We start from the raw sequence: 13,156 nt of genomic DNA on the forward strand, positions 1-13,156 counted from the left end.
GGGGATGCGAAGTCAGCAGGACGGGCGACACACGCAGCCCGCATAGCGGACGAAGTCCATATGGACCCTCCGCCACAGGCGCACATCGGTGTCGGTCACGAGTCGGAGTAGAGCACGCCGGTGCACACCGGTCAACTCACTGTCACGATGTGGACCCCAGGGTGACGGTGAGTGCCCTCACTTCGCTCCCGCCCTCACTTCGCTCCCGCCCCCGCCTCGCTCCGAGCCTCCGCTTCCCCCTGCCCCGTCGTCTCCGCGCCGACCGCCCCGCCCACGGCCGCCTCCGCGGCCGCGTGCAGGTCGGCGGGGCGGACCCCGCTCAGCGCGGTGACCAGGTGCCCGTCGGGGCGGACCAGCAGCACGGTGTGCGCGGCCGCCCCCGGGTAGCTCTCGGCCACCAGCAGTTCGGCCGGGCTCGGCAGAGCCGTCACCGCAGCGGCGAGACGGGGCATGACGCCCGCGCCCACCCAGTGCTTGCGTTCCCAGACGCCCGTGCCCGGCGCGACCAGTACCACGAGCAGGGCGCCACGCCCGAGCCGGTCCCGCAGCCGTACGAAGGAACCGTCCTCCGCGGTCACCCGCACGTCCTCGACCGGTGACCCCGCCGGAGTGTCCACCGGCGTCTCGCCCTCCAGCCGGCGGGGCGAGAGCGGGGAGTCGGCGTACGTGCCCGGAGCGCCCAGCGCGCCGCGCCCCACGTGGCCTTCCGTGAGCAGTGCCTCGTGACCCCGCGCCGCGCCCGGCACGTACGCCCTTATGCCCTTGCCGCCACGCAGCAGCGGCAGCGCCTGGTCGGCGGCGCGCAGCCGGGCGGCGACCACCGCCCGCCGCTCCGTCTGGTAGCTGTCGAGCAGTGCCTCGCGCGGCCCGTGGTGCCAGGCCAGCGCCAGCTTCCAGGCGAGGTTGTCGGCGTCGCGCAGCCCCTCGTCCAGGCCCTGGGCGCCCAGCGCGCCGAGCAGGCGCGCCGCGTCCCCGGCGAGGAAGACCCGTCCCGCGCGCCAGCGGCGCGCCAGCCGGTGGTGGACGGTGTGGACGCCGGTGTCGAGCAGTTCGTAGGCCGGGGTCGAGCCGCCGCTCCAGCCCGCCAGGGTCTCGCGGACCCGCGCCACCAGCAGTTCGGGTGTGACGAGGTCGTTGCCGGGCGGCAGCAGCCAGTCCAGCCGCCAGACGCCGTCCGGCAGCGGACGTCCGAGGATCTCTCCGGCGGAGGGGCCCGACGTGCGCCACGGCGGAGCCCGGTGCAGCAGCGCCTCATCTCCCCACGGCAGTTCGGTGCGCAGCGCGGCGACGGCGTGCCGCTCGACCGCCGTGCGCCCGGGGAAGCGGATGTCCTGGAGCTTGCGGACCGTGGAGCGGGGGCCGTCGCAGCCGACCAGGTAGCTGCCGCGCCACCAGGTGCCGCCCGGACCGCGGGTGTGGGCGCTGACCCCGGAGGGCTCCTGCTCGACGGTGTCGAGGCGGCTGTCCACGGCGATCCGCACCAGTGGTTCGTCCGCGAGGGCCGTGCGCAGGACGCCTGTCAGCACGTGCTGGGCCAGGTGCAGGGGGGCCGGCTCCCCGTCGCCGAAGACGATCTCGCGCGTCACCTGCTTGCGCCGCATCGCCCGCCATCCGGACCAGCGGACGCCGGCCCCCGCAAGGGACACGCCGGTGAGCCGCTCCACCAGGGCGGTGGTGTCCTCGCGCAGCACAACCGTGCGCGCCAGCCGCGGCTCATCCTTGCCGGGGCCCTCGTCCAGGACGATCGACGGCACCTCCTGACGCGCCAGCGCCAGGGCCAGCGTGAGCCCGACCGGCCCCGCTCCGACGATGATCACCGGGTCCACGGTGCGATGCCCCCTGCCTGCGACGGTGTCCTCGGGGACGTAAGCGAACAAGAGGTAGGAGCAGGGTGCACGATCACAGAACGTATGCAACCTATTGCCGGTTCCCGCGTCAAGCGAAGGAGGCAGCGGCGCGCACGCCACTGCCTCCATAGGGCCCAGAGGGCCGCACAGGTCACACGGAGTGAGCCGGCGTCAGCCGCCGCCGCCCGCGCCCGTGCCCGCGTCGCCCGGGACCGCGGCCGGGTTGTCCTCGACGTCGTCCGCGGCCAGCACCGCGCCCGTGCCCCGCTTGCTCTGCCGCAGCCGCCCCTCCAGCCAGGAGGCGAAGGAGGTCAGCAGCCAGTTCAGCACGATGTAGATGATCGCGACCACGATGAAGCTGGGCACCACGTTGGCGTAGTTGGCCGCCAGCGTGCTGCGCGCGCTGAGCAGCTCGGTGAAGCCGAGCATCACGCCGCCCAGCGCGGTGTCCTTCACGATGACGACCAGCTGGCTGACGATGGCCGGCAGCATCGCGGTGACGGCCTGCGGCAGCAGGATGCTGCTCATCGTCTGCCCCTTGCGCAGACCGACGGCGTACGCGGCCTCCGTCTGCCCGCGGGGCAGGGCGAGGATGCCGGCCCGCACGATCTCGGCGAGGACCGAGGCGTTGTAGAGCACCAGGCCGGTGACGACCGCGTACAGGGGCCGGTCCTCGCTGCTGACGTTCGTCGAGCGGACGAAGAACTCGTTGGCGAACAGCATCAGCAGCAGCACCGGGATGGCGCGGAAGAACTCGACCACCGCGCCGGCCGGGACGCTCACCCAGCGGTGGTCGGACATCCTGGCGATGCCGAAGAACGCGCCCAGCGGGAGGGCGATGACCATGGCGAGGGCCGCGGCCTTAAGGGTGTCGGCGAGGCCGGGCAGCAGGTACGTCGTCCACGCCTCGGAGGTGGTGAACGGCTCCCACAGCGCCCATTCGAGTTGCTTCTTGTCGTCCATCTTCGTCCAGACCCACCACAGGGCCACCGCGAGCAGGGCGACGAAGAGAACGGAGAGGATGACGTTGCGCTGTTTGGCGCGGGGGCCGGGGGAGTCGTAAAGGACGGAACTCATCGCTTCACCGCCAGTCGCTTGCCGAGCCAGCCGAGCAGCAGGCCGGTGGGAAGGGTCAGGACCACGAAGCCGAACGCGAAGACCGCGCCGATGGCCAGGGTCTGGGCCTCGTTCTCGATCATCTCCTTCATCAGGAACGCCGCCTCGGGCACGCTGATCGCGGCCGCCACGGTGGTGTTCTTGGTGAGGGCGATCAGAACGTTGGTCAGCGGGCCGATGACCGCGCGGAACGCCTGCGGCAGCACGACGAGCGTGAGCGTCTGGCTGAAGCCCAGCCCGATCGCGCGCGCCGCCTCGGCCTGCCCGAGGGGCACAGTGTTGATGCCGGAGCGGATCGCCTCGCAGACGAACGCCGCGGTGTAGGCGATCAGTCCGAGCACCGCGAGCCGGAAGCCCTGGAGCTCGAAGTTGTTCGCGGCGCCCATCGTCATACCGAAGATGTCGGCGAGGCCGAGCGAGGTGAAGACGATGATGACGGTCAGAGGGATGTTCCGGACGATGTGGACGTAGGCGGTGCCGAACCCGCGCATCATCGGTACGGGGCTGACCCGCATGGCGGCCAGCAGGGTGCCCCAGACCAGGGAGCCGACGGCGGAGAAGACGGTCAGTTTGACCGTCACCCAGAACGCCCCGAGGACGTCATAGCCTTCAAGAAAGTCGAACACGATCTCCCGCGCTTCCGGGTGGGTGGCGTACGTGGAGGGCGTGGCGGGCCGCCCGCCGTGATCGCGACGGCGGGCGGCCCGCCCGCGGAACCCCACGTCGGGCGCGGGATTCCTGAGGCGGCGGGCGCCGGGTTACTTGACGATGACGCCGATCTTCGGGGCGGGCTCGTTCTTGTAGCTGGCCGGGCCGAAGTTCTCGTCGACGGCCTTCTGCCACGACTTGTCGTCGACCATCTTCTTCAGCGCGGCGTTGATCTTGTCGACCGTCGCCTTGTCGCCCTTCTTCACGCCGACGCCGTAGTTCTCGTTGCTGAGCTTCTCGCCCACCAGCTTGAACTTGCCCTTGAACTTGTCCTGCGCGGCGTAGCCCGCGAGGATCGAGTCGTCGGTGGTCACCGCGTCGACCGAACCGCTCTGGAGGGCGGCGAGGCACTCCGAGTAGCCCGGGTTCTGCCGCAGGTTGGCGCTGGGGGCGATCTTGTCCTTGATGTTCTGCGCCGAGGTCGATCCGGTGACCGAGCACAGGTTCTTGCCGTTGAGGTCCGCGCCCTTGGCGATCTTGGAGTCGGACTTGACCAGCAGATCCTGGTGGGCCAGCAGGTAGGGGCCGGCGAAGTCGACCTTGGCCTTGCGCTTGTCGTTGATCGAGTACGAGGCCACGATGAACTTCACGTCGCCCCGCGAGAGGGCGTTCTCGCGGTCGGCGCTCTTGGTCTCGACGAACTCGATCTGCTTCGGCTCGTAGCCGAGCTCCTTGGCCACGTAGGTCGCCACGTCCACGTCGAAGCCGGAGAAGGAGCCGTTCGGCTCCTTCAGGCCGATGCCGGGCTGGTCGTACTTGATGCCGATCTTGACCTTGTCGCCACCGGACCCTGAGTCCTTGTCGCCGCCGCACGCGGTGGCGCTCAGGGTGAGGGCGAGGACGGCGGCCGAGGCGGCGGTGACCTTGCGAAGCTTCATTATGAACTTCCTTTGGATGATGCCTTCGCGAGACGAAGGAATGCGGGCCGTCGAAAGGCGGATGACGAGGGTCTGTGATCCGGGCCGGGTGACGTGGACCGGTGTTCCAGGTGCTGTGGCGCGGATCGTCGTCGGGGCGGCGCGGGATGCGCCGGGGCGGTGCGCCGGGCGGCGCGCCGTCAGTGGTGCAGGATCTTCGACAGGAAGTCCTTGGCGCGGTCGCTGCGCGGGTTGCTGAAGAACTGGTCGGGCGTGGCCTGCTCGACGATCCGGCCGTCCGCCATGAAGACGACGCGGTTCGCGGCCGATCGCGCGAAGCCCATCTCGTGGGTGACGACGATCATGGTCATTCCGTCCCGGGCGAGCTGCTGCATGACCTCCAGCACCTCGTTGATCATCTCCGGGTCGAGGGCCGAGGTCGGCTCGTCGAAGAGCATGACCTTCGGGTTCATGGCCAGGGCCCGCGCGATGGCGACGCGCTGCTGCTGACCGCCGGAGAGCTGGGCCGGGTACTTGTCGGCCTGGGTGCCCACACCGACCCGGTCGAGGAGCTCGCGGGCCCTCTCCTCCGCCTTCTTCTTGTCCGCCTTGCGGACCTTGATCTGGCCCAGCATCACGTTCTGCAGCACGGTCTTGTGCGCGAACAGGTTGAACGACTGGAAGACCATGCCGACGTCGGCGCGCAGCCGGGCCAGCTCCTTGCCCTCCTGGGGCAGCGGCTTCCCGTCGATCGTGATCGTTCCCGCGTCGATCGTCTCCAGGCGGTTGATGGTGCGGCACAGGGTGGACTTGCCGGACCCGGAGGGTCCGATGACGACGACGACTTCACCGCGCTCGATCGTCAGATCGATGTCCTGGAGAACGTGCAACGCGCCGAAGTGCTTGTTGACGCTCTTCAGGACGACCAGTTCGCCGGGCGCGGCCGCGTCTTCCTTGGCCACCGATACTTCGGTCATCGCTCTAAGGCTCCGTCCTCCTCGGTTTCGGAGGACAGTAGTAACCACTCGCGACCAGCGTCATTACATCTGAGGGGAATCTGAGCATCACGATCCGATAGCAATCGGACACGTGTCGTAGCACTTGTGACCTGGGCGCGTATCGGGCGGATAACGGAAGCTCCGCGCAACCGGAACCCACTTGACGGCGTCCTCGTCCATCAGCGTGACTTCCACCGTGCGCGCGTGTGCGCCGCGCCGGTGGTGTGCTGAAACCACACGTCCAGTTCGTACGACTTTCTACAGAGTCAGATCGTACGCCCGATGAACCGAAGGAGGCCGGGGTGAGACTGCTGCTCGTCGAGGACGACAACCACGTCGCCGCCGCGCTGTCAGCGGTCCTCAAGCGGCACGGGTTCGACGTCACCCACGCGCGCAGCGGCGAGGAGGCGCTCCAGGCGCTCGTCCCGGAAGGCCCCGGCTTCGGTGTCGTCCTGCTCGACCTGGGGCTGCCCGACCAGGACGGCTACGAGGTCTGCGGCAAGATCCGCAAGCGCACCTCGACCCCGGTCATCATGGTGACCGCCCGTTCCGACGTGCGCTCCCGCATCCACGGCCTCAACCTCGGCGCCGACGACTACGTGGTGAAGCCGTACGACACCGGCGAACTCCTCGCCCGCATCCACGCCGTCAGCCGGCGCACCGCGCCCGAGGACCCGGCCGAGGCCGGCGAGGACGAACTGCGCCTCGGCCCCGTCCACATCGAACTGCCCACCCGACGCGTCACCGTCGACGGCTCGGTGATCCAGCTCACCCGCAAGGAGTTCGACCTGCTCGCGCTGCTCGCCCAGCGCCCCGGCGTCGTCTTCCGCCGGGAACAGATCATCAGCGAGGTCTGGCGCACCAGTTGGGAGGGGACCGGGCGCACCCTGGAGGTGCACGTCGCCTCGCTGCGCGCCAAACTGCGCATGCCCGCCCTGATCGAGACCGTGCGCGGCGTCGGGTACCGGCTCGTCGCCCCGGCCGCTTAGCGGGGACGGTGTGCGGACCCGGCTGCTCCCCCTGCTGATCGTCCTGATGGCGGCCGTCCTGCTCGCGCTGGGCGTGCCGCTCGCCGTCAGCGTGGCCCGGGCCGAGCAGCAGGATGTGGTCGTCGACCGCATCGACGACACGGCCCGCTTCGCCGCCCTCGCCCAGTTCGTCGCCGCGCCGAGCGCCGCCGAGCCCACGTCCCCCGACGAACGGCGCGAGGCGCTCGTCCGCGAACTGGCCAGCTACTACGACGTCTACGGCATCCGTGCCGGCGTCTTCTACGGCACCGACGCCCCCATGGCCCACGCGCCGAGGGACTGGTACCTCCCCAAGTCGGGCGAGGTGCGGGACGCCTTCGAGGAGGCGCTCCTCAGCCGCCGCAGCCATGACCCCCGACAGGTGTGGCCATGGCAGCGCAACCGGCTGGTCGTGGCGTCACCGGTCATCCGCGACGGCGACGTCGTCGCCGTCGTCGTCACCGACTCGCCCACCGGTGCGATGCGCTCACGGATCCTGCACGGCTGGCTCGTCATCGGCGCCGGCGAGATCGCCGCGATGCTCCTCGCCATCGGCGCGGCGCTCCGGCTGACCGGGTGGGTGCTCAGGCCGGTCCGGGTCCTGGACGCCACCACCCACGACATCGCCACCGGCCGTCTGAAGTCCCGGGTCGCCGTCGCCAGCGGCCCGCCGGAACTGCGACGGCTGGCCCGGTCCTTCAACGAGATGGCGGACAACGTCGAGGACGTCCTGGAACAGCAGCGCGCCTTCGTCGCCGACGCCTCGCACCAACTGCGCAACCCCCTCGCGGCGCTGCTGCTGCGCATCGAACTTCTGGCGTACGAGCTCCCCGAGGGCAACGAGGAGATCGCTTCCGTGCAGAGCGAGGGCAAGCGCCTCGCCCAGGTCCTCGACGACCTGCTCGACCTGGCGCTGGCCGAGCACACCGAGGCCGACCTCAGGGTCACCGACATCGGTGCGCTCACCGCCGAGCGCGTCGCGGCCTGGGCGCCGACCGCCGAGGCCAAGGGTGTGCGCCTGGTCGGGGACTGCCCGCCCACCACCGCCTGGGCCGACCCGGTCACGCTCTCCAGCGCCCTGGACGCGGTGATCGACAACGCGGTGAAGTTCACGCCCGAGGGCGAGAGCGTCGAGGTGGCGGTCGCCTGCGACGGGGATGCCACGACCGTCGTGGTCACCGACAACGGCCCCGGGCTGACCGACGAGGAACTCACGCGCGTGGGCGACCGTTTCTGGCGCAGCGGCCGTCACCAGAACATCAAGGGCTCCGGACTCGGCCTGTCCATCTCCCGCACCCTTCTTGCGGCCGGCGGCGGCTCGCTGACCTACGAGCACCACGAGCCCAGCGGCCTCAGGGTGACGGTGTCGGTGCCCAGGTCACGGCCGACGGGCTGAGGCCTCCCACGTCGCGAGAGCGAGGTGTTTGCAGCGAGTGCGTTCTACGGCTTGACCGACTTGTAGTAGCGCTTGGCGCCCTCGTGCAGGGGCAGCGGGTCGGTGTAGATCGCGGTGCGCAGATCGACCAGCTGCGCGGAGTGGACGTGCCGGCCGATGCCGTCCCGGCTCTTGATCACCGTCCGGGTCAGCCACTCGGTGAGCCTCGGATCCATGTCCGTACGAGTGATCAGCAGGTTGGAGACGGCGATCGTCGGCACCGTCGCGCCGTTCTGGATGGTCGGATAAGCCGACTCGGGCATGTTCGTCGCCCGGTAGTAGCCGGTGGCGTCGTCCTGCTCGTGCATCTTGGCCACGAGCTCGGGGCCGATCGGCACGAACCGGAAGGTGAAACGGTTGGCGAGGTCCTGCAGACCGGCCGTCGGCACCCCGCCGGACCAGAAGAACGCGTCGATCCTGCCCTGCCGCAGCTGCTCGGGCCCGGTGTCGATGCCCTCGGCCATCGCCGTGATGTCCTTCGTGGGATCGAGCCCCGCGGCCCGCAGCACCCGCTCCGCGATGAGCCGCACCCCGGACCGGGCCAGCCCCGTGGCGACCGTCCTGCCCTTGAGGTCCGCGACGGAGCGGACTGCGGAGTCGCGCGGCACGACCAGCTGCACATAGTCGTCGTACAGCCGGGCCACGCCGCGCAGCCGGGCGGTGGCGTCGGCGTGCTGCGCCTCGTACGTCTCCACGGCGTCGGCGGCGGCGATCGCGAAGTCGGCCTGGCCCGCCGCCACGCGCGCGACGTTCTCCTGCGAGCCGTTGCTCGCGGTCAGGTCCACGTCCAGGTCCGGCATGTCCTCGGCGAGCTCGTTGCGCAGGCGGCTGCCGTACTCGTAGTAGACGCCGCTCGTGGTGCCCGTGCTGAGGGTGACCGCGCCGCTCGGCGGCTCCTCGCCCAGCGGCAGCAGCCACCACAGCAGCAGCCCGAGCACGACGACGCCGGCCGCACCCGACAGGACGCGGCCCCTGCCGGCACGGGGGAACACCTTGGACATGCGCGCGATCCTGCCAGGCGGGAGGCGACGGTGACCAGGGCGAGGGTCACAGGGGGCGGGAGCGGGCACCGAAGGCGGGCCGCCCCGCCGCGACCACCACAGGGCCGGCGGTTCGGTGTAGCGGGATCAGCACGTAGTCGGTCGCAGCGGCATCCGGGGCATGGGCGAACGCGCCCTGTTGCGTGGCGCGCCGTCATGCGCGACGAGCCGTTCATCCACCCCGGCGCGGAGCGGGCCCTCGCCCGAACGGCACCGCGCCAACCTGCTGCGGAAGCTCGGCATGCGCGACCGCCTGGAGCTCACCCGCTATGCGATCCGCGCCGGCCTGATCGACCCCTGAGGGGTCCTTGCGAGGACCGGTGAGGCCCCGCCGGCCCCCGGGGCGAACGGCGATCCGGGGCACCGTTCGCGAGCGCCTACCCTTGTCCCATGACCAGCAGCAGCGACCGGACCCGGGCAGAGGGCGTGAAGACTTACGAAGTCCGCACCTACGGGTGCCAGATGAACGTCCACGACTCCGAGCGGTTGTCCGGGCTGCTCGAGGACGCCGGATACGTGCGCGCCCCCGAGGGATCGGACGGGGACGCGGACGTCGTCGTCTTCAACACCTGCGCGGTCCGCGAGAACGCCGACAACCGGCTGTACGGCAACCTCGGCCGGCTCGCGCCGAAGAAGGCGTCCCGGCCCGGCATGCAGATCGCGGTAGGCGGCTGCCTGGCCCAGAAGGACCGCGACACCATCGTCAAGAAGGCGCCCTGGGTGGACGTCGTCTTCGGCACGCACAACATCGGCAAGCTGCCGGTCCTGCTGGAACGCGCGCGCGTGCAGGAGGAGGCGCAGGTCGAGATCGCCGAGTCGCTGGAGGCGTTCCCCTCGACCCTGCCGACCCGCCGGGAGAGCGCCTACGCGGCCTGGGTGTCCATCTCCGTCGGCTGCAACAACACGTGCACCTTCTGCATCGTCCCGGCGCTGCGCGGCAAGGAGAAGGACCGCCGCACCGGCGACATCCTCGCCGAGATCGAGGCCCTGGTCGGCGAGGGCGTCAGCGAGATCACCCTGCTCGGCCAGAACGTCAACGCCTACGGCTCCGACATCGGCGACCGCGAGGCGTTCAGCAAGCTGCTGCGGGCCTGCGGAAAGATCGACGGTCTGGAGCGCGTCCGCTTCACCTCCCCGCACCCGCGCGACTTCACCGACGACGTCATCGCGGCCATGGCGGAGACCCCGAACGTCATGCCGCAGCTGCACATGCCGCTGCAGTCCGGCTCGGACACCGTCCTGAAGGCGATGCGCCGCTCCTACCGCCAGGAGCGCTACCTCGGGATCATCGAGAAGGTGCGCGCCGCCATCCCGCACGCGGCGATCACCACCGACATCATCGTGGGCTTCCCCGGCGAGACCGAGGAGGACTTCGAGCAGACCTTGCACGTCGTGCGCGAGGCCCGCTTCTCGCAGGCGTTCACCTTCCAGTACTCCAAGCGCCCCGGCACCCCCGCCGCCACCATGGAGAACCAGATCCCCAAGGAAGTCGTCCAAGCGCGCTACGAGCGTCTCGTCGCCCTCCAGGAGGAGATCTCCTGGCAGGAGAACAAGAAGCAGGTCGGCCGCAAGCTGGACCTCATGGTGGCGGAGGGCGAGGGCCGCAAGGACGGCGCCACCCACCGCCTCTCCGGCCGCGCCCCCGACAACCGTCTGGTCCACTTCACCAAGCCGGAGCAGGAGGTGCGTCCCGGCGACGTCGTGACCGTCGAGGTCACCTACGCCGCGCCGCACCACCTCCTCGCCGAGGGCGCGGTCCTGGACGTGCGCCGCACGCGCGCGGGCGACGCCTGGGAGAAGCGTCACGCCGAGAAGGCGGCCCGGTCCGCCGGCGTCATGCTCGGCCTGCCCGGGATCGGCGCCCCCGCGCCGCTCCCCGTGGCCGCCGGCAGCGGTTGCGGCTGCGACTGACCATGCTGGTCGCCGCCGCAGTCTGCCCTTGCCCGCCCCTGCTCGTGCCCGAGGTCGCCGCGGGCGCCGCGTCCGAGCTGGACGACGCGCGCGCCGCGTGCGCCGAAGCGGTGGGCGTGCTCGCCGCCGCCCGGCCGGACCGCCTCGTGATCGTCGGCCCCGCCGACGAGTCCGGACGAGGAGCGCATCCCGAGGGCGCGCACGGCTCCTTCCGCGGCTTCGGCGTGGACATCTCCGTACGCCTGGGCCGCGCCGTCGCCGACACGGGTCCCGCGGTGGAGCTGCCGCCGTCCCTCGCCGTCGGCGCCTGGCTGCTGGAGCACGCCGGACGGCCCGACGTCCCCGTCGAGGGGCTCGGCGTGGGAGAGCCCCTGGCCGCCGAGCGCTGCGTCGAGGTCGGCAGGGACATCGGCGCGCGGTCGGGACGGGTCGCCCTTCTGGTCATGGGCGACGCCAGCGCCTGCCGGACCGTGAAGGCGCCGGGCTACCTCGACGAGCGCGCCGCCCCGTTCGACGCCGCCGTCGCACGGGCGATCGGCACGGCGGACGTCGAGGCGCTCAAGGCGCTCGACGTCCGTGTGGCACGCGAGCTGAAAGCCTCCGGCCGGGCCCCGTGGCAGGTGCTCGCGGGCGCGGCCGAGGCCGCGGGTCTCACGGGCACGCTGCTGTACGAGGACGCCCCGTACGGCGTGGGGTACGTGGTCTCCGTCTGGTCCTGACGCCTTTCTGGGGCGTGCGGGTGGGGCTCAGGAGTTCGGCGGCGGCGGTGTGGTCGGCGGCGTGAACGTGTCGCCCGCTCCCGGCCCGTCCTTGTGCCCGTGGTGTCCCTCTTTGTGGGCGAGCCGGTCCATGGCGCCCTTCGCCTTGCCGGTGCCCGAGTGGATCCTGTCGCTGTACTTGCCCTTCGTCTTCTCGTCGACGGTCCTGGCGGCCTTGTCGATCCCGTGATGGATCTTCTTCTCGTGCCGGTGCGCCAGGTGCGAGACCTTGTCCTTGGCCGGGGCGAGCTTGGACTTCAAGTTGTGCAGAAGACCCATGGGTCACCTTCTCCGCAGAAGCAGAACGAGATGTGCGATACCGCCCGCAATCACTCCATACGGTACTCGCGCGGGCGGCTTCCCGCGTCGCCCGGTGCGGGCCGAAACGACGCCGGACCGGCCCCGTCACCTCACTCGTTCGGGGGCAGGGTGCGAGGTTTGGGAGACTGTCACGGTGAGCAGCGCATCCTCCACCCCTCGCGTCGTCGCGGTCGTCGGCCCCACGGCGGCCGGAAAGTCCGATCTGGGCGTCTTCCTGGCCCAGCAGCTCGGCGGCGAGGTCGTCAACGCCGACTCCATGCAGCTCTACCGCGGCATGGACATCGGCACCGCCAAGCTGACGCCCGAGGAACGCGCCGGGGTTCCGCACCATCTGCTGGACATCTGGGACGTCACCGTCACGGCCTCCGTCGCCGAGTACCAGCGGCTGGCCCGCGCCCGGATCGACGCGCTGCTCGCTGAGGGGCGCTGGCCGGTCCTGGTCGGCGGCTCCGGGCTCTACATCCGCGGCGCCGTGGACAACCTGGAGTTCCCGGGCACCGACCCCGAGGTCCGCGCCAGGCTGGAGGAGGAGCTCACTCTGCGCGGCTCCGGCGCGCTGCACGCCCGCCTCGCCGCCGCCGACCCCGAGGCCGCGCAGGCGATCCTGCCCAGCAACGGACGCCGTATCGTCCGCGCCCTCGAGGTGATCGAGATCACCGGCAGGCCCTTCACGGCCAACCTGCCGGGCCATGACTCCGTCTACGACACCGTCCAGATCGGTGTCGACGTGGCCCGCCCCGAACTCGACGAGCGCATCGCCCGCCGCGTCGACCGCATGTGGGACGAGGGACTCGTGGACGAGGTGCGCGCCCTGGAGGCGCGGGGCCTGCGCCAGGGGCGCACGGCGTCGCGCGCGCTCGGCTACCAGCAGGTCCTGGCGGCGCTGGCCGGCGAGTGCACGATGGACGAGGCGCGCGCCGAGACCGTGCGCGCCACCAAGCGCTTCGCGCGCCGTCAGGATTCGTGGTTCAGGCGCGACCCGCGGGTGCACTGGTTGAGTGGGGCCGCCGCGGACCGCACGGAACTTCCGCGGCTCGCACTGACGTTGCTCGAACGACCGGTCACAGCCTGATCACGTCATGGCATCGGGACGCTCAGGCCGTCATCCGGGCCCCCGGCAGCGTGCCATCATCGAGCTTCGATCGACCAAGTGGAGTC

At 71.0% G+C, this 13,156-nt stretch carries 13 protein-coding genes and 1 pseudogene; 6 read left to right on the forward strand and 8 right to left on the reverse strand.

The features are described 5' to 3' along the window. Window positions 1–12: 12 nt before the first annotated feature. The 6 genes from ACIOC0_RS20865 to ACIOC0_RS20890 all read right to left on the reverse strand — a co-directional run bounded on the left by ACIOC0_RS20865 (window position 13) and on the right by ACIOC0_RS20890 (window position 5,505). Window positions 13–126 (reverse strand): putative leader peptide, encoded by a 114-nt coding sequence (locus ACIOC0_RS20865; RefSeq protein ID WP_402156626.1) that lies wholly within the window; start codon window positions 124–126, stop codon window positions 13–15. A 68-nt stretch (window positions 127–194) separates the two neighbouring features. Continuing rightward, window positions 195–1,826 carry an FAD-dependent monooxygenase gene (locus ACIOC0_RS20870; protein WP_402156628.1) on the reverse strand — a complete coding sequence of 544 codons (1,632 nt, stop codon included), beginning with the start codon at window positions 1,824–1,826 and terminating at the stop codon, window positions 195–197. A 192-nt stretch (window positions 1,827–2,018) separates the two neighbouring features. Next, the gene (locus ACIOC0_RS20875) at window positions 2,019–2,924 is read right to left on the reverse strand and encodes an amino acid ABC transporter permease (RefSeq protein ID WP_402156629.1); all 906 of its coding nucleotides are present in this window, start codon (window positions 2,922–2,924) and stop codon (window positions 2,019–2,021) included. Further along, window positions 2,921–3,589: an amino acid ABC transporter permease gene (locus ACIOC0_RS20880; protein ID WP_402157154.1), complete on the reverse strand. Its 669-nt coding sequence runs from the start codon at window positions 3,587–3,589 to the stop codon at window positions 2,921–2,923. The genes ACIOC0_RS20875 and ACIOC0_RS20880 overlap by 4 nt, the downstream gene beginning before the upstream one ends. 132 nt (window positions 3,590–3,721) lie before the next feature. Further along, window positions 3,722–4,549 (reverse strand): glutamate ABC transporter substrate-binding protein, encoded by an 828-nt coding sequence (locus ACIOC0_RS20885; protein WP_402156630.1) that lies wholly within the window; start codon window positions 4,547–4,549, stop codon window positions 3,722–3,724. 179 nt (window positions 4,550–4,728) lie between these two features. Beyond that, entirely contained in the window at window positions 4,729–5,505 is a 777-nt protein-coding gene (locus tag ACIOC0_RS20890) for an amino acid ABC transporter ATP-binding protein (RefSeq protein WP_130438248.1), read from the reverse strand. A 323-nt stretch (window positions 5,506–5,828) separates the two neighbouring features. On the opposite strand from ACIOC0_RS20890, the gene ACIOC0_RS20895 reads away from it, so the two are divergent. Continuing rightward, window positions 5,829–6,515 carry a response regulator transcription factor gene (locus tag ACIOC0_RS20895; protein ID WP_130438247.1) on the forward strand — a complete coding sequence of 229 codons (687 nt, stop codon included), beginning with the start codon at window positions 5,829–5,831 and terminating at the stop codon, window positions 6,513–6,515. A gap of 10 nt (window positions 6,516–6,525) precedes the next feature. Continuing rightward, the gene (locus ACIOC0_RS20900) at window positions 6,526–7,929 is read left to right on the forward strand and encodes an ATP-binding protein (RefSeq protein ID WP_402156631.1); all 1,404 of its coding nucleotides are present in this window, start codon (window positions 6,526–6,528) and stop codon (window positions 7,927–7,929) included. Window positions 7,930–7,973: 44 nt separating this feature from the next. Here the strand turns inward: ACIOC0_RS20900 and ACIOC0_RS20905 are convergent, their stop codons facing one another. After that, window positions 7,974–8,969, reverse strand: coding sequence for a TAXI family TRAP transporter solute-binding subunit (locus ACIOC0_RS20905; protein ID WP_402156632.1), 996 nt, complete (start codon window positions 8,967–8,969; stop codon window positions 7,974–7,976). Window positions 8,970–9,198: 229 nt separating this feature from the next. Here ACIOC0_RS20905 and ACIOC0_RS20910 point away from each other — a divergent pair. From ACIOC0_RS20910 to ACIOC0_RS20920, 3 genes and pseudogenes are all read left to right on the forward strand, one after another. Then, window positions 9,199–9,309, forward strand: a pseudogene (locus tag ACIOC0_RS20910) (DNA-binding response regulator); the annotation flags it as partial. 89 nt (window positions 9,310–9,398) lie between these two features. After that, entirely contained in the window at window positions 9,399–10,919 is a 1,521-nt protein-coding gene (gene miaB / locus ACIOC0_RS20915) for a tRNA (N6-isopentenyl adenosine(37)-C2)-methylthiotransferase MiaB (RefSeq protein WP_402156634.1), read from the forward strand. 2 nt (window positions 10,920–10,921) lie between these two features. Continuing rightward, window positions 10,922–11,638 (forward strand): class III extradiol dioxygenase subunit B-like domain-containing protein, encoded by a 717-nt coding sequence (locus ACIOC0_RS20920; protein WP_402156635.1) that lies wholly within the window; start codon window positions 10,922–10,924, stop codon window positions 11,636–11,638. Window positions 11,639–11,665: 27 nt separating this feature from the next. Here ACIOC0_RS20920 and ACIOC0_RS20925 read toward each other — a convergent pair whose 3' ends face one another. Then, window positions 11,666–11,956 (reverse strand): antitoxin, encoded by a 291-nt coding sequence (locus ACIOC0_RS20925; RefSeq protein ID WP_402156636.1) that lies wholly within the window; start codon window positions 11,954–11,956, stop codon window positions 11,666–11,668. Between the two features lie 175 nt (window positions 11,957–12,131). Between ACIOC0_RS20925 and miaA the strand changes: the two genes are divergently transcribed. Next, complete coding sequence (gene miaA / locus ACIOC0_RS20930) at window positions 12,132–13,070, forward strand: tRNA (adenosine(37)-N6)-dimethylallyltransferase MiaA (protein ID WP_402156637.1); 939 nt, start codon at window positions 12,132–12,134, stop codon at window positions 13,068–13,070. Window positions 13,071–13,156: the final 86 nt, after the last annotated feature.

It is taken from the genome of Streptomyces sp. NPDC088254 (genome assembly GCF_044740925.1).
GTDB lineage: Bacteria > Actinomycetota > Actinomycetes > Streptomycetales > Streptomycetaceae > Streptomyces.